General features: G+C 71.8%; 12 protein-coding genes. 10 read left to right on the plus strand and 2 right to left on the minus strand.

The features are described from left to right. Window positions 1-101: 101 nt before the first annotated feature. Window positions 102-317 (plus strand): I78 family peptidase inhibitor, encoded by a 216-nt coding sequence (locus tag P3L51_RS18780; protein WP_354606402.1) that lies wholly within the window; start codon window positions 102-104, stop codon window positions 315-317. 95 nt (window positions 318-412) lie between these two features. Here P3L51_RS18780 and P3L51_RS18785 read toward each other — a convergent pair whose 3' ends face one another. Next, window positions 413-1411 (minus strand): phosphatase PAP2 family protein, encoded by a 999-nt coding sequence (locus tag P3L51_RS18785; RefSeq protein ID WP_354606403.1) that lies wholly within the window; start codon window positions 1409-1411, stop codon window positions 413-415. A 442-nt stretch (window positions 1412-1853) separates the two neighbouring features. Between P3L51_RS18785 and P3L51_RS18790 the strand changes: the two genes are divergently transcribed. Continuing rightward, the gene (locus P3L51_RS18790) at window positions 1854-3602 is read left to right on the plus strand and encodes an MFS transporter (protein ID WP_354606404.1); all 1749 of its coding nucleotides are present in this window, start codon (window positions 1854-1856) and stop codon (window positions 3600-3602) included. 46 nt (window positions 3603-3648) lie between these two features. Beyond that, on the plus strand, window positions 3649-4854 hold the full coding sequence (locus tag P3L51_RS18795) for an acyl-CoA dehydrogenase family protein (RefSeq protein ID WP_354606405.1): 1206 nt from the start codon (window positions 3649-3651) through the stop codon (window positions 4852-4854). A 29-nt stretch (window positions 4855-4883) separates the two neighbouring features. Here the strand turns inward: P3L51_RS18795 and P3L51_RS18800 are convergent, their stop codons facing one another. Further along, on the minus strand, window positions 4884-5318 hold the full coding sequence (locus tag P3L51_RS18800) for a cell division protein SepF (protein ID WP_354606406.1): 435 nt from the start codon (window positions 5316-5318) through the stop codon (window positions 4884-4886). Window positions 5319-5594: 276 nt separating this feature from the next. On the opposite strand from P3L51_RS18800, the gene P3L51_RS18805 reads away from it, so the two are divergent. The 7 genes from P3L51_RS18805 (at window position 5595) to P3L51_RS18835 (ending at window position 16054) form a co-directional block, all read left to right on the plus strand. Then, window positions 5595-6857: a DUF5685 family protein gene (locus P3L51_RS18805; RefSeq protein WP_354606407.1), complete on the plus strand. Its 1263-nt coding sequence runs from the start codon at window positions 5595-5597 to the stop codon at window positions 6855-6857. 66 nt (window positions 6858-6923) lie between these two features. Then, window positions 6924-7724, plus strand: coding sequence for a DUF1684 domain-containing protein (locus P3L51_RS18810; protein WP_354606408.1), 801 nt, complete (start codon window positions 6924-6926; stop codon window positions 7722-7724). 290 nt (window positions 7725-8014) lie between these two features. Then, the gene (locus P3L51_RS18815) at window positions 8015-8914 is read left to right on the plus strand and encodes a S1 family peptidase (RefSeq protein WP_354606409.1); all 900 of its coding nucleotides are present in this window, start codon (window positions 8015-8017) and stop codon (window positions 8912-8914) included. Window positions 8915-9284: 370 nt separating this feature from the next. Then, entirely contained in the window at window positions 9285-10370 is a 1086-nt protein-coding gene (locus P3L51_RS18820; RefSeq protein ID WP_354606410.1) for a S1 family peptidase, read from the plus strand. 235 nt (window positions 10371-10605) lie between these two features. After that, a complete protein-coding gene (locus P3L51_RS18825) occupies window positions 10606-14112 on the plus strand; it encodes a DNA polymerase III subunit alpha (protein WP_354606411.1) in 3507 nt (1168 codons plus the stop codon). Between the two features lie 13 nt (window positions 14113-14125). Further along, on the plus strand, window positions 14126-15157 hold the full coding sequence (locus P3L51_RS18830) for a DNA polymerase Y family protein (RefSeq protein ID WP_354606412.1): 1032 nt from the start codon (window positions 14126-14128) through the stop codon (window positions 15155-15157). Window positions 15158-15208: 51 nt separating this feature from the next. Beyond that, window positions 15209-16054 (plus strand): class I SAM-dependent methyltransferase, encoded by an 846-nt coding sequence (locus P3L51_RS18835; protein WP_354606413.1) that lies wholly within the window; start codon window positions 15209-15211, stop codon window positions 16052-16054. Window positions 16055-16265: the final 211 nt, after the last annotated feature.

Raw genomic sequence — 16265 nt, forward strand, 5'->3', positions numbered from 1 at the left:
GGACTCCCGCCGCACGCGAGCGTTCCGTCACCGTCCGCCGCCGTCGCCGCTCCCGCCGCAGACCGGGCCCGATCGACACGACACCCCCTAGGCTGAGCCGTATGGCATCGACACCGACACCTCCGGCACAGCCCGACGACGTGCCCGACTCCTATGTGGGCCTGGCCGCCCCCGAGGCCGAGCGGATCGCGCGCGAGCGCGGCTGGACCACCGTCAGGGCGCTGCCGCCCGGCGCCATCATCACCATGGAGTTCCTCCAGGGGCGGCTGAACTTCGAGGTCGAGAACGGCACCGTCATCCGCTGCTGGCTGGGTTGACGTCACCGTCGACATCACCAGCGGAAGACCCCGGCGCACGCGCCGGGGTCTTCCGCTGTCCCGACCAGCTCCTGGGACCGGGTTCTGACCGGGCCTCAGCCGCCGGTCATCGGCCGTGAACGCGGTGGCCGGCGGCTGCCCGCCGGGGTGGTCGGAGTCCGTTCCGAGCGCGCCGTGGTGTGCGGCCGGGGCTGGGTGAGCTGCGTCGTCGTGTTCCGGCCGGTCGCGTTGCGCCCCGAGTGGGCCGCGCCGACCGTCGAACGGCCGGCGTCCTCGTCCTCCTGCGCGCTGAGCTGAGGGACTATCACGGGCCAGGGCCCGCCGGCCGGTGCCGGCTCGGCGGCGATCCCGCTCCGCTCACGCCACCGCGCGCGCACCCGCTCACGCACCACGAAGACCGCGGCCTCGGTACGGGCGATCGTCGGCTCGAACCACGGCAGCGCGAGCAGGATCAGCAGACCGGCGACCCAGCCGAGCAGCACGTCGCTCAGCCAGTGCGTGCCCAGATAGACGGTCGTCGCGCCGACGCCGAGTGCGACGACCGCCGACCCGATCGACAGATAGCGCCTGGCCCGCGGCGTGGTGGCCAGATAGGCCAGGATTCCCCAGGTCACCACGGCGTTCGCGGTGTGTCCCGAGGGGAATATGTCGCCGCCCGCGAAGAGTTCGGCCGAACCGATCTGTGTCGCGTAGTGCGGGCCGAGCCGGCCGAGGCCCAGCTTCACCGCCCCCACGGTCACGTTGAGCAGCAGCAGCGACGCGCCGAGAACCAGCAGCGGACGCAGTGTGTGCTGGCGCCAGGACCGCCAGCCCAGCCAGGCGGCGATCATCACGGCCGTGGGGCCGCGCTGGCCGAGCACCACGAAGTAGTCCAGGAACGCGTGCAGTTGCTGCCACTGCTGGTACGGCCGGAACAGCATGATCTTCCAGTCCAGCGTCACCAGCCAGGACGAGGCGAGAACGGCGATGACGACGGCGAGATAGAACGCCAAAGTCCCGCCGAAGAGAGTCACGCGGGTACGGCTCATCCGCGGGATCTCTATCTTCGGCGGCTCCGGCTCCCGGTCCAGTCGGGTGAAGATGTCGGTACGCACCCAATCGACGTTACAGCGAGTGAACGGCCGACTCGGTCGTTCCAGTCTCTTTGTGATGACGATGTGATGTGGAGTGTGTCTCGGATCGCTGTTTATCCGAGGCCGTTCCGCAATTTCAAGTGACCTTCTGCCCTATTGCTCGCGGCGGGGGCCCGGGTAAGTGTCTTTGTGCACAACAGAATTAGTTCACCGTGGCGTCGCGCGGAATTTTCCGACCGCTTGACCGAGGCTTGACCGCGCCGGGGTGACCCCCGGCCGTCCGCCGCCCGTCGGCGTACGCGACACTTCGACGTCCGACGAGGTGAGATGGGCCACGTCCCGGGCAGGGGAACTCGCGTACGCTGTCCGCTCACTCGCCCGTCGATGCCGGGCCGCCCCGGGGGACCACCACCGTCCCCTGCTGGTCCGCCGAGCGCGAGGGACCTTATTGGGAGGTACGTAGATGTCCGGGACCACCACGGCCGGAGCGCGCCTGCGCGCCACCGTCGGCGGCGGTACCCCCGGCGGCGGCGTCAACCGCTGGGCCGTCCTGGTCGTCCTCTGCGTCAGTCTGCTGCTCGTCGCGCTCGACGCGACCGTGCTGCACGTCGCCGTCCCCGCCGTCTCCGAGGACCTGCGGCCCAGCGGTGTCCAGCTGCTGTGGATCGTGGACGCCTACCCGCTGGTCTGCGCCGCGCTGCTGATCCTCTTCGGCACGCTCGGTGACCGGATCGGCCGGCGCCGGGTCCTGCTCATCGGCTACGGGATCTTCGGCCTGGCGTCGGTGGCCGCGGCCTTCGCCGGGTCGCCCGGCGTACTGATCGCCGCCCGTGCCCTGCTGGGCGTCGGCGGCGCGATGATCATGCCCGCGACGCTCTCCATCCTCCGTACCGTCTTCCCCGACCGGCGCGAGCGCGCCATGGCGATCGGCATCTGGACGGCGGTGGCCGCCGTCGGCGCCGCGACCGGCCCGGTGCTCGGCGGATTCCTCGTCGAGCACTTCTGGTGGGGCTCGGTCTTCCTGATCAACGTGCCGCTGATGGTGCTGATCCTGCCGGTCGCCCGCTTCCTGCTGCCCGAGTCGAAGGGCCGCTGCGACGGCCCGTGGGACGTGGTCGGCGCGCTGATGGCGGCGGTCGGGGTGCTCGGCGCCGTCCTCGGGGTGAAACGTCTCGGCGCGGGCGCCTCGATGCTCGACGTCAAGACCTTCGGACCGCTGCTGCTCGGCGCGGCCCTGCTCTTCCTCTTCGTACGGCGGCAGAAACGCCGGAAACATCCGCTCATCGACGTGACGATGTTCGCCCGGCCGACCTTCTCGACCTCCGTCGGCTGCATCGTCCTCGCGATGCTCGCGCTGGTCGGCCTGGAGCTGATCGCCGTCCAGTATCTCCAGCTGGTGCTGGGACTCAGCCCGCTGGAGACCGGACTGCGGCTGCTGCCGCTCACCTTCGCCGCGATGGCGGCGGGCGCCACCGGCTCGTACACCCTGCGCCGCGTCGGCCCGCGCCGGATGGTCGCCTGCGGGTTCGTCCTCACCGCGGGCGCCGTACTGCTGCTGGTGATGATGGGCCACCACGACCGGCCGGTGCTGCTGACCACGGCTTTCGTGCTGCTCGGCTTCGGCCTCCAGTCCACGCTCTTCGGATCGTACGAGTCGATGCTCAGCGAGGCGCCACCGGAGCAGGCGGGCGGCGCCGCGGCCGTCGGCGAGACGGCGTACCAACTCGGCGCGGGCATGGGCATCGCGCTCCTCGGCAGCGTCATGAACGCGGCCTACGCGCCCGGCCTGTCGTCGGGCGCGGTCGACGGGGTGCCGGAGGCGGCGGGATCGGCCGCCGCCAACTCGCTCGGCCAGGCGTATCAGGTGGCCGCCCAGCTGGGTGGTCCGGCGGGGGAGGCCCTGCGTACCGCGGCGCGTCACTCGTTCGTGCACGGCCTGCATGTGACGCTCGTGGTCAGCGCGGCCCTGCTGCTGCTCGGCGCGGTGGCGGCGCTGCGGCTGCCCCGGGTGATGGACTGCGGGGCGCCGCCCTGCGGGGAAGCCGCGGAGACGGGGGCGGCGGGCGCGGGCATACCGGCGCCACGCGACGGCGCCGGCGTGGACGGCCCGGCGGTCCCGGCCGCCGTCCCGGCGGGCCGGAGCCCCGCGCGCGGCGGCGGGTCTGGACGGGCGACAGCCTTGCGTCGTAATGTCGGCGCCGAGCGTAACTAGCGCTGCTAGTTTTACTGACATCCGCGAGCCGCCGGAGGCAGCCCCTATGTCCGCACCCTCAGCCTCGAAACGTCCGCCCTTCGACCCGCGCGACCCCCTCGGCATCGACGACCTGCTGGAGCCCGAGGACCTGGCCGTCCGCGACACCGTGCGCTCCTGGGCCACCGACCGGGTCATGCCGCACATCGCCGAGTGGTACGAGCGCGGCGAGCTGCCCGGCATCCGCGAGCTGAGCCGTGAACTCGGCTCCCTCGGCGCGCTCGGCATGTCGCTCCAGGGATACGGCTGCGCGGGGGCCAGCTCCGTCCAGTACGGGCTCGCCTGCCTGGAGCTGGAGGCCGCCGACTCCGGGATCCGCTCACTCGTCTCCGTGCAGGGCTCCCTCGCCATGTACGCGATCCACCGGTTCGGCTCCGAGGAGCAGAAGCGGCGGTGGCTGCCCGGCATGGCGGCCGGCGAGATCATCGGCTGCTTCGGTCTCACCGAGCCGGACCACGGCTCCGACCCGTCCGGGATGCGCACGTACGCCAAGCGCGACGGCACCGACTGGGTGCTCACCGGCCGCAAGATGTGGATCACCAACGGCTCGGTCGCGGGAGTCGCCGTCGTCTGGGCGCAGACGGACGAGGGGCGGGGCGGTATTCGTGGATTTCTCGTCCCGGCCGGCAGCCCCGGCTTCTCGGCGCCCGAGATCAAGCACAAGTGGTCGCTGCGCGCCTCGGTCACCAGTGAGCTGGTCATGGACGAGGTGCGGCTTCCCGCCGACGCCGTACTCCCCGACGTCACCGGTCTGCGCGGTCCCCTCAGCTGTCTGAGCCACGCCCGCTACGGGATCGTCTGGGGCTCGATGGGGGCGGCGCGCGCCAGTTTCGAGTCGGCCGTGGACTACGCGAAGACCCGCGAGCAGTTCGGCAGGCCGATCGGCGGCTTCCAGCTCACCCAGGCCAAGCTCGCCGACATGGCCCTCGAACTGCACAAGGGAATCCTGCTCGCGCACCATCTCGGCCGGCGGCTGGACGCGGGGAAGCTGCTGCCCGAGCAGGTCAGCTTCGGCAAGCTCAACAATGTGCGGGAGGCGATCGAGATCTGCCGTACCTCGCGCACGATCCTCGGGGCCAACGGGATCTCGCTCGAATATCCCGTGATGCGGCACGCGACGAATCTGGAGTCGGTGCTCACCTACGAGGGCACCGTCGAGATGCACCAGTTGGTGCTGGGCAAGGCACTCACCGGTCTGGATGCCTTCCGGTGACCGGGCGTGTGACCCGGTGAGCGCCTCGCTCAGCTCTGGTTGAAGAAGCCGTCCCGCCCGTGGGCCTGGGACTCCCCGCTGACGATCTCGGTGTCGGCGGGGGTCAGCAGGAACACCCGGGTGGCGACACGGTCGATCGAGCCACGGAGGCCGAAGATCAGTCCGGCGGCGAAGTCGACGACACGCTTGGCGTCGGCGGGCTCCATCGCGGTGAGGTTCAGGATGACGGGGACGCCCTCCCGGAACAGCTCGCCGATGCCACGCGCGTCCCGGAAGCTCTCCGGCGAGACGGTGGCGATCCTGCGGTCCTGTTCCGGAGCCGCCTCGGCGGCGATCCGCACCCGCGGATCGGTCTTCCAGGTGTCGTTGTTCTCGGCACCCTCGGAGTACTCGTCGTCGTAGTAACGCTCGTCGTTGTCCTCAACGAGGCCCAGCCAGGCACTCGCCTTGCGCACCGATCCCATGGACGCCTCCTTTCACCGCGGTCGCTTGTGGTTCCGCATCCCTATGGTTGTCCATGATGCGGATTGCGCGCCAAGTGGATTGTCGCCGCGCAGGGGATTCGTGACGGTACTGGTGCAGAAGATATGGCGATTCGTCAGGGTTCTTCCTGTGTACGGGCCCTGGCGTAATGAAAATATGAAAGTCCAGCCAGACGGGTGACGGTGGGGACGTACGGGTGAACCGGGCGGCTCGGTACGATGCCTGGCGCACCGTCGAACGACACCGGGGGGACCGTCGTGTTCGGAATTGTGAGGCCATGCGGCCATCGACTCTCGGAAGGACTCAAGACCGAGTGGATGGCTCATCTGTGCGGGCTGTGCCTGGCACTTCGCTCGGACCACGGACAGTTCTCCCGCATCGTCACCAACTATGACGGCCTGATCGTCTCCGTGCTGACGGAGGCTCAGGCCGAGCGCGGCACCGGACGGCGCCGTACTGCAGGCCCCTGCCCACTCCGCGGGATGCGAACCGCTCCGGTCGCGAAAGGCGAGGGAGCACGCCTCGCGGCGGCCGTGTCGCTGGTGCTCGCCTCGGCGAAGGTACGGGACCACGTGGCCGACGGGGACGGGGTGTTGAAGCGGCGGCCGGTGGCGGTCGCCGCGCGCCGGATAGCCGGCGGCTGGGACCGCGCGGGGGCACGTACCGGGGCGGAGCTGGGCTTCGACACGGCGGTGCTCGTCGACGCGGTCGACCGCCAGACCGGCATCGAGGCACTCGCCGGACCGGGCACCCCGCTGCTCACCGTCACCGAGCCGACCGAGACCGCGACGGCCGCCGCGTTCGCGCACACCGCCGTACTCGCCGGCCGGCCGGACAACATGGCACCGCTCGCCGAGGCGGGCCGGCTCTTCGGGCGGCTGGCGCATCTGCTGGACGCCGTGGAGGACCAGGGTGCTGACGCCGCGTCGGGTGCCTGGAACCCGCTCACGGCGACCGGCACCTCGCTCGCCGAGGCGCGCCGGCTCGCGGACGACGCGCTGCACGGCATCCGGCTGGCGCTGCGCGACGCGGAGTTCGTCGACGACAAGCTGGCGCACGTGCTGCTGGCGCACGAACTGCGTACCTCCGTCGACCGTGCCTTCGGGACGTCGTCCTGCTCGCACGAGGGGCAGGTGAGCGTCCAGGACGGGAATCCGTACGGAGGGCAGGGCGGCAATCCGTACGGCTCGTCCGGTCCTTACGGCTCGAACAATCCCCACGGGGGCGGGAATCCGGGCGGCGGCAACCCCTACGGCGGCGGGGATCCGGGCGCGCCCGGTGGGCCCGGCGGCCCTCGTGGCCCCCGCGACCTCGGCCCCAACCCCTCCCACGAGCCGCCCCGGCGGCCGGGGCCGCGCGGCTTCTGGGCCGGCTGCGCGGTGGCGATCGGTCTCTGCTGCACCTGCCGGCTCTGCTGTGCCAAGGAGTACGAGGGCCCGTGGTCGCGCAAGAAGCGCGAGGGCTGCTGCCGGGACTGCGACTGCGACTGCGATTGCTGCGACTGCGGTTGCGACTGCTGAGCCCCGGCCGTCGGCGCGCCCCGGGCGGGAGCGCGGGTGGAAGCCCGTGTGGAAGGCTGCGTCCGCATGAGCACAGACACAGACCTGGATCCCGCGCGGAACTGGAAGAACTGGCACGAACGCCGCATCGCCGCCGTCTCCGCACCGCACGGACCGCTCTCGCTGACCGGCACCCACTGGCTCTCCGACTACCCGGAAGGTCGAATTCCGGCCGTGCCCGGTCTGTGGCGGGAGCGTGGGGACGACGTGACGCTGACCGCCACCGCCGACGACGGGCTCACGGTTGGCGGCCGGCCGCTGACCGGTGAGGCCGTCCTGGCCGCCGACCGGGGCCCCATCGGTGAGTCCCGGGTCGCGCACGGCGGGCGCAGGCTGGTGGTCATGCGCCGCGAAGGGCTCTGGGCGGTACGGGACTTCGACCCGGGGTCCCCGGCGCGCGGGGCGTTCGTGACCGTCGAGGCCACGCCGTACGACGACCGCTGGGTGCTGCCCGGGCACTTCCGTCCGTACGGCGAGAGCCGCACCGTGCGCGTCGAGAACGCCGACGGGCGGGAGCGCGGTCTCGGGCTCGCGGGTGAACTGGCCTTCTCCGTGGGCGGTTCGGAGCACACCCTCCGGGCGGTCGTCGAGCCCGACGGGTCCCTCTGGGCGGTCTTCGCCGACGGCACCAGCGGGCTGACCAGTTATCGCTTCCGCTTTCTGCGGCCGTCACCGCCGGCCGCGGACGGCACGGTGAGTGTCGATCTCAACCGGGTGCTGCTGCCGCCCTGCGCCTTCGCCGAGCACTTCATCTGTCCCTTCCCGCCGCCCGGGAACACGCTGCCGTTCGAGGTCCCGGCGGGGGAGCGGAACGTCGTCGTCCGCTGAGTGCGCGCAAGCCCGGGACGGCCCCGGCCCGCGCCGCGCGGGCCGGGGCCGTCCCGCCATATGGGCAGTGACGGAACGAGACAGTGGCGGCGATTTCAAGACGTACCAGTGGCATTCCGGCCGGTAGGAGTGGCCGAAAGGTGCCCTTGCGCGGCCGGTTGGCTCATCCAATACTCCCCTCAGCGCTTGTCAGGGGCACGGCACATCCGGAATGCGGACGTATCCCTGACTGCGCCTCACGGGCCGGACCCACCCCGATCAGGCCCCAGATTCCTTCGGAGGAACCACACGTGAGGATCAAGCGCACCACCCCCCGCAGTGGTATAGCGAGACGCACGCGTCTGCTCGCCATCACCACTGGTCTCGTCGCCGCAGCAGCGCTCGCCGTCCCCACGGCGAGCGCCGACACGGCCGGGACCTTCAGTGCGACCCAGCTCACGGCGGCGAGCGACGCCATCCTGGGTGCCGACGTGGCGGGCACCGCCTGGTACGTCGACAAGACGACGAACGCCCTCGTCGTCGAGGCGGACTCCACCGTCAGCAAGGCGGAGATCGCCGAGATCAAGCGCGAGGCGGGTGCCAACGCCGGCGCCGTGCAGATCAAGCGGACCCCCGGCAAGCTCTCCAAGCTCCTCTCCGGCGGCGACGCGATCTACTCGCCCAGCGGTCGCTGCTCGGCCGGGTTCAACGTACGCAGCGGAACCACCGACTACTTCCTGACCGCCGGTCACTGCACCGAGGGCAACCCGAGCTGGTACACCAACTCGGCGCGCACCACGCTCATCGGCCCGACGGCAGGCTCCAGCTTCCCGGGCAACGACTACGGCATCGTGCGCTACTCCAACGCCTCGGTCTCGCGTCCCGGCACCGTCGGCAGCATCGACATCACCAGCGCGGCCAACGCCACGGTGGGCATGTCGGTGACCCGTCGCGGCTCCACGACCGGTACCCACAGCGGTAGCGTCCAGGGCCTCAACGCCACGGTCAACTACGGTGGCGGCGACGTCGTCTCCGGTCTGATCCGTACCAACGTCTGCGCCGAGCCCGGCGACAGCGGCGGCCCGCTCTACTCGGGCAGCCGCGCGATCGGCCTCACCTCGGGTGGCAGTGGCAACTGCTCCTCCGGCGGTACGACGTACTTCCAGCCGGTGGTCGAGGCGCTGAACGCGTACGGCGTCAGCATCACCTGAGCACTCCCGAGCACCACCCGGCCGGCCTGACGGGCCGGGCCGAGCAGCGCTGAGACGAGTCCCCGCCCGTGAGCTCCGGGCGGGGACTCGACGCGTTTCCGGGGGCCGAACTCCCGTACCAGAGGGTCGGTTTCAAGACAGGACTAGTCCTTACCCACCGCCGACCCGGTGATTGCACCGAGTGTTTACGAATGGAACGGCTCGGCTCTGACCACCGCACGTGACCGGGGTGAGAAGGAAATGAAACCGCCGTGTGTACGTCCTGAAGTCGACCTTGTGTGCTACTGGCGAGTTTAGGAATAGTGGGCGCCTCGTCCTCCGTGTCACCGCACCCCACATGCGATGACGCGGCCCCCACAGGAGGTATCAGTTGAAGCACCGTCGCATTTCCAGGAAGCGCATGGCAGTCGCGGGCAGTGCCGTCGCCGCCATGGCAGTGGCCGGGATTTCCTTCCAGACTGCGAACGCCAGTGAGGAAACCGCCGTGACGACGGCGAAGACACTGTCGGCGCCGGCGGCCGGAAAGCTCGCATCCACCCTCGTCGGCGACCTCGGCGGCGACACGGCCGGTTCGTACTACGACAGCAAGACCAAGGCCCTGGTCGTCAACGTCGTCGACGGCAAGGCCGCCGAGACCGTGCGCGAGGCGGGCGCCAAGGCGAAGGTCGTGGCGCACTCCCTGGCCGAGCTGAAGGACGCCCGCGGCTCCCTCACGGGCGAGGCGAGCACTCCCGGCACGGCCGTGGCCGTCGACCCGGTGTCGAACAAGGTCGTCGTCACGGCGGACAGCACGGTCAAGGGTGCCGCGCTGAGCAAGCTCACCAAGGCCGTGGAGAAGCTCGGCGCCAAGGCCGAACTGAAGAAGACCGCCGGGGAGTTCAAGAAGTTCATCGCCGGTGGCGAGGCCATCCACTCCGGTGGTGGCCGCTGCTCCCTCGGCTTCAACGTGGTCGTCGGCGGCGAGCCGCACTTCATCACCGCGGGCCACTGCGGCACGGCGGGCAGCTCGTGGTCCGACTCCGCCGGTGGCGCCGAGATCGGCTCCATGGTCGACTCGCAGTTCCCGGGCGACGACTTCGCGCTCGTCAAGTACAGCGGCTCCACGGAGCACCCGAGCGAGGTCGACCTGTACGACGGCAGCACGCAGGCCATCGCGCAGGCGGGCGACGCGACCGTCGGCCAGGCGGTCTCGCGCAGCGGCTCCACCACCCAGGTGCACGACGGTGAGGTCACCGCGCTCGACGCCACCGTGGACTACGGAGGCGGCGACGTCGTCGAGGGCCTCATCCAGACCACGGTCTGCGCCGAGCCCGGCGACAGCGGCGGCTCGCTCTTCGCCGGTGACACCGCGCTGGGTCTGACCTCGGGCGGCAGCGGCGACTGCTCCTCGGGCGGCGAGACGTTCTTCCAGCCGGTGCCGGAGGCGCTCTCGGCGTTCGGTGCCGAGATCGGCTGACGCCCGGTCGACGGTCGGCTGACCGTACGGAACCAGGAAGCCCGGCCCGCCGTCATCGGCGGGCCGGGTTTTCCGCTGTTCGGGGTGCCGCTACGGGCCTCTCGCTCCGGTGTGCCCGGCGTTCTCGCAGGTGGGGAGGGTTTGAGTGACTGACGGGCCATGATGTCGCACAAACGTTCGATACTCTCTATGGTGGGAGCGGGGGAGGTGGAACGGGATCGATCGGGAGGTGCGGATGACCGGGTTCACGCATCTCCATACCGTCTCGGGGTTCTCCTTGCGGTACGGGGCCTCCCACCCCGCGCGGCTCGCCGAAAGCGCGGCCGAACGCGACATGGACGCCCTCGCACTGACCGACCGCGACACCCTCGGAGGGGCCGTCCGCTTCGCCGAGGCGTGCCAGGGGGAGGGGATCAGACCGCTGTTCGGAGTGGAACTGGCGGTGGCCGAGCCATCGGCCGAGCAGACGCGCGGGCAGGGGCGGGCTCCCGCCGCACGGCGGCGTACCCCGGTGCGCGGCGGTGCCTTCGTCGACGAGTCCGCGCCCCGTACCGTCTTCCTCGCCCGCGACGGCGCCGCCGGCTGGGCCGACCTGTGCCGGCTCGTCACCACCGCGCACGCCGCGGGGGACGGCGGCCCGCTGCTGCCCTGGCGGGACAATCACGGCGCGGGCGTCATCGTGCTCCTCGGCCCCGACTCCGGCATCGGCCGGGCGCTGGCCGCCGGCCGGACCGGCGACGCCGCCCGGCTGCTCGCCGCCTGGCGGGAGATCTACGGCGACGCCCTGCGGCTGGAGGTCGTCCACCACGGGCGCCGGGGCACCGGACCGGGATCGCTGCGGCACGCCGCCCGCACCCTGGGCTTCGCCGTCGAGCAGGGCGTACGGGCCGTGCTCGGCAACGCCGTGCGGTACGCCGACCCCGGACAGGGCCCGGTCGCCGATGTCCTCGACGCGGCCCGCAGGCTGGTGCCCATCGACCCGCGCAAGGGCCTGGACAGCGGGGAGCGCTGGCTGAAGGATCCGGCGGCGATGGCCCGTACCGCGGAGCTGGTGGCCGAGTCGGCCGGGCTCGGACAGGGCACCGCGCACCGGCTGCTGGCCATGACGCGGGAGACGGCCGAGAGCTGCCGGGTCGACCCCAGGGGTGATCTCGGCATCGGCACCGTCCACTTCCCCGAGCCGAGGCTGGTCGGCGCCGACCGGCGGACCGCCGCACGGGTGCTCCGGTCGCGGGTGGCCGCGGCCATGGTGCTGCGCGGCTACGACCGCAACCGCGAGTACTGGGACCGGGCGGAGGCCGAGCTGGGCACGATCGAGCGGCTCGGCTACCCCTCCTACTTCCTCACCGTCGCCCAAGTGGTGGACGACGTACGGGGGATGGGCATCCGGGTCGCGGCGCGCGGCTCCGGGGCCGGCTCGCTGGTCAACCATCTGCTGGGGATCGCGCACGCCGATCCGGTCGAGCACGGACTGCTGATGGAACGTTTCCTCTCCGAGCGCAGGCTCGCCGGTCCGAAAAGCGGGTTCGAACTGCCGGACATCGACATCGACGTCGAGTCCGCCCGGCGCCTGGAGGTCTACCGCGCGATCCTCGACCGCTTCGGCCCCGAACGGGTCGCCGCCGTCGCCATGCCGGAGACCTACCGGGTCCGCCACGCCGTACGGGACGTGGGCGCCGCCCTGTCCATGGACCCGGCCGAGATCGACCGGATCGCCAAGTCCTTCCCGCACATCCGGGCGCGCGACGCCCGCGCGGCCATGGACGAACTGCCCGAACTGCGCGAGGTGGCGGAGGAGTCGCGGCAGAAGGGGACGAAGCACGGCCGGCTGTGGGACCTGGTGGAGGCGCTGGACGCGCTGCCGCGCGGAATCGCCATGCACCCCTGCGGAGTGCTGCTCTCCGACGCCTCGCTGCTGCGCCGTACGCCGGTCGTGCCCACCAGCGGCGAGAGCTTCCCCATGTCCCAGTTCGACAAGGAGGACGTCGAGAAGCTGGGGCTGCTCAAGCTCGACGTGCTGGGTGTGCGGATGCAGTCGGCGATGGCGCACGCGGTCGCCGAGATCGGGCGCGCCACGGGCGAGAGGCTGGACATCGACGATCCGGCGCAGGTGCCTGCGGGCGACCCGGAGACGTACCGCCTCATCCGTTCCGCCGAGACCCTCGGCTGCTTCCAGATCGAGTCGCCGGGCCAGCGCGATCTGGTCGGCAGGCTCCAGCCCGACACCTTCCACGACCTGGTGGTCGACATCTCGCTCTTCCGGCCCGGTCCGGTCGCCGCCGACATGGTGCGGCCCTTCATCGAGGCCCGGCACGGGCGTGCGCCCGTCCGCTATCCGCACGACGATCTGGAGGAGGCGCTGCGCGAGACCTACGGGGTGGTCGTCTTCCACGAGCAGATCATCAAGATGGTCGACATCATGACCGGCTGCGGCCGGGAGGAGGCGGACCTGGTGCGCAGAGGGCTCTCCCATCCCGAGTCGCGGGACAGGATCCGGGTCTGGTTCGAGAAGGAGACCGGGGAGAAGGGGTACGGCCCCGAAGTCACCGCCCGCGCCTGGGAGATCATCGAGGCCTTCGGGTCGTACGGCTTCTGCAAGGCGCACGCCGTCGCCTTCGCCGTACCGACGTACCAGTCGGCCTGGCTCAAGGCGCACCATCCGGCGGCGTTCCTCGCCGGGCTGCTGACGCACGACCCCGGCATGTACCCGAAGCGGCTGCTGCTGGCGGACGCGCGGCGGCGCGGGGTGCCGGTGCTGCCGTTGGACGTGAACCGGTCGGCGGCCGTCCATCGAATCGAACTGGTGTCCGGTACGGAGTCCGGTACCTGGGGGGTGCGGCTCGCGCTCTCCGACGTCCACGGCATCAGCGAGGCGGAGACCGCGCGGATCGAGGCCGGACAGCCGTACTCCTCGCTGCTGGACTTCTGGCAGCGCGCCAGGCCCGGCCGCCCGGTCGCCGAACGGCTGGCGCAGGTGGGCGCGTTGGACGGATTCGGCGCCAACAGAAGGGATCTGCTGCTGCATGTGTCGGAACTGCACGGGGCGACGCGGCGCGCGGGCGGGCACGGGGACCAGCTCCCCCTGGAAGGAGGGCGGCGGACGGCTCCCGCAGGCCTGCCCGACCTGGGCGACGCGGAGCGGCTCAGCGCCGAGCTGGGCGTCCTCGGCATGGACGCGTCCCGCCATCTGATGGCGGACCACTACCCGTTCCTGGAGGAGTTGGGCGTGCTGTCGGCGAAACGGCTGCGGGAGGCGCCGCACGGCAGGACCGTCCTGGTCGCGGGCGCCAAGGTGGCCACCCAGACCCCGCCGATCCGCTCCGGCAAGCGGGTCATCTTCACGACGCTGGACGACGGTACGGGCCTGGTCGACCTCGCCTTCTTCGACGACAGCCACGAGGCGTGCGCGCACACCGTCTTCCACTCCTGGCTGCTGCTGGTGCGCGGGGTGGTGCAGCGGCGCGGCGCGCGGAGTCTGAGCGTGGTCGGCGCGGCGGCCTGGAATCTGGCGGAGCTGGTCGAACTGCGGGAGAAGGGTGGCCTGGAGGCGGTCGCCGCCGCGCTCGACGCGCCGGCGCCGGGTCCGGGTCCCGAGGGCGGGTCCGGCGCCGGTGACAACGGCCGGCGCATCGAGATGTCCACGGGCTACGCGATGAACCCCTGGGCCGATCTCCAGCCGCCCGGCGAAGGTCTGCCCACCGGAAGGAAGTTCTGGCACGCCAGTCCGGGGAGCGCGGGATGACGGGGAGCGCCGGATGATCCTCTGCGTACGGTTCCACCACGAGGCCGGGACCGGGATCGAGGCCGCGCTGCCCGCCCTGCTCGGGCTGATCGACGACCTCAGCCCGGTCGTCCAGGCGCTGCCGCCGGACTCCGCGCTCGTCGATGTGCGCGGTGCCGAGCGGTACTTCGGGCAGGACGCCACCCAGATCGCCGCCGTCCTGCGCGTACGGGCGCTCGCCCATGTCGGGGCCGGCTGCGCGATCGGCGCCGCCGCGACCCCGATGCTCGCCAGGATGGCCGCGCGCGAGGCGGCGCCGGGCACCACGCTGACGGTCCCGGACGAGCCGCGGGCGGTCGCGGAGTTCCTGGGGCCGCTGCCGGTCGCCGCGCTGCCGGGGATCGGCGCGGCGACCGCCCGTACGCTCCGCTCGTACGGACTGGGCACCGTCGGCAGGGCGGCGGTCGTCCCGCTGTCGACACTGCAACGGGTCGCCGGGGTGCGGATGGGGCGCGAGGTGTACGAGAAGGCCCACGGCATCGACCGTACGACGGTCGTCCCGAACGCGTCCGCCCGCTCGCTCGCCGCCGAACGGGCCTTCTCCCGAGACGAGTTGGACCAGAGCCTGCACCGGTCGGCGCTGCTCTCGATCACCGAGGAGCTGGGGGGCCGGATGCGGGTCGAGGGGCAGGTGTGCCGCTCCCTGACGCTCACGGTGCGGTACGCCGACCGGTCCACGACCACCCGCGCCCGCACGCTGCGCGAACCCACCGCGCACTCCGGCACACTCATCGCCACCGCCTACCGGATCCATGACTCGCTCGGGCTCCAGCGGGCGCGGGTCCGGGGCCTGTCGCTGCGCGCCGAGGGGCTGGCCCCGGTCGAACGGGCCACCCGCCAGCTCACGTTCGACCCCGAGGACGACCGGGCGCGCCGGATCGAGGCGGTGGCGGACCGGGCCCGTGCCAGGTTCGGCCCGAGGGCGGTCGTCCCCGGCACACTGGCCGTACGCGCGTCCGCACCGCACCGCACCGACGGCCGGCACGGCGCGCGCCCGGCACGGTGACACCGGAGTTCTCGGACCACCCACCCACCCAGCGAGCGGAGCGGAATCGACATGCCTGACGGATGGCAGTGGGACAGCACCCTGTTCCGGGGCAGCGCGGCCCACTACGAGCGGGGCCGGCTGCCGTACGCTCCCGGCTTCGCCGGAACACTGGCCGCCGCCCTCGGGCTGGACGGGCGGGGACGGCTGCTCGATGTCGGCTGCGGGCCGGGCACCGTGGCGCTCGCCATGGCGCCGTACGTCACCGAAGTGGTCGGCGTCGACCCGGACGAGGACATGCTGGCGGAGGCCGCGCGGCAGGCCGGGCGCCGTGGGGTGGGCAACGCGCGCTGGCTGGCCGCCCGCGCCGAGGATCTGCCCGTCGGCCCGGGGCGGTTCCGGGCCGTGGTGTTCGCCCAGTCGTTCCACTGGACGGACCGCGACCGGACCGCCGCCGCCGTACGGGAGACGCTGGAGCCGGGAGGCGCGTTCGTTCATGTCAGCGACCTGAAGAATCCCGCTGTCGCGACGGCGCCGCTGCCGCGGCCCGCCCCTCCGTACGAGCGGATCCGCGAACTGGTGCGCCGGTATCTGGGTCCGGTGCGGCGCGCGGGGCAGGGGACGCTCCGCGCCGGCACGCCGAACCGGGAGGACCTGGTCCTGGCGCGGGCGGGGTTCGAGAACTTCGAACGGCATGTCGTGCCGGCCGGGGCGGTGGTCGAGCGTCCGGCGGACTCCGTCGTGGCGTACGTGTTCTCCCGGTCCGACTCCGCGCCCCATCTGTTCGGCGACCGGCTGGCGGACTTCGAGCGGGATCTGCGCGCGCTGCTGCGGGAGGCGTCGTCCGACGGCCGTTTCGCGGAGCGTCTTCCGCCGACCGAGATCATGACCTGGCGCAAGCCGCCTGGTGAGGGGTGATGGCGGTGCGGGGGCGCGGCGACGGCATCCGCGCAATTTTTACCGACGCGTAACTTCCCTTCCTGTTCCTACTCGTGCGTAACTTGGCATGAGCACAGCCAATCATGTGGTCCGGGCCACAGGGCTGACAGCTATCGCCTATTCCCCTTGAGCCGCGAGGAGATCGCTCGATGCTGCCCTGGAAACGCGCGTTCGGACCACTGGCGGCGCT

Source organism: Streptomyces panacea, assembly GCF_040560175.1.
GTDB lineage: Bacteria > Actinomycetota > Actinomycetes > Streptomycetales > Streptomycetaceae > Streptomyces > Streptomyces panacea.

What these genes read in the sequence shown, in the direction of transcription:
- P3L51_RS18780 (WP_354606402.1), top strand. Translation starts at nt 102, where the DNA reads ATGGCATCGACACCGACACCTCCGGCACAGCCCGACGACGTGCCCGAC.
- P3L51_RS18790 (WP_354606404.1), top strand. Translation starts at nt 1,854, where the DNA reads ATGTCCGGGACCACCACGGCCGGAGCGCGCCTGCGCGCCACCGTCGGC.
- P3L51_RS18795 (WP_354606405.1), top strand. Translation starts at nt 3,649, where the DNA reads ATGTCCGCACCCTCAGCCTCGAAACGTCCGCCCTTCGACCCGCGCGAC.
- P3L51_RS18800 (WP_354606406.1), bottom strand. Translation starts at nt 5,318, where the DNA reads ATGGGATCGGTGCGCAAGGCGAGTGCCTGGCTGGGCCTCGTTGAGGAC.
- P3L51_RS18810 (WP_354606408.1), top strand. Translation starts at nt 6,924, where the DNA reads ATGAGCACAGACACAGACCTGGATCCCGCGCGGAACTGGAAGAACTGG.
- P3L51_RS18825 (WP_354606411.1), top strand. Translation starts at nt 10,606, where the DNA reads ATGACCGGGTTCACGCATCTCCATACCGTCTCGGGGTTCTCCTTGCGG.
- P3L51_RS18830 (WP_354606412.1), top strand. Translation starts at nt 14,126, where the DNA reads ATGATCCTCTGCGTACGGTTCCACCACGAGGCCGGGACCGGGATCGAG.
- P3L51_RS18835 (WP_354606413.1), top strand. Translation starts at nt 15,209, where the DNA reads ATGCCTGACGGATGGCAGTGGGACAGCACCCTGTTCCGGGGCAGCGCG.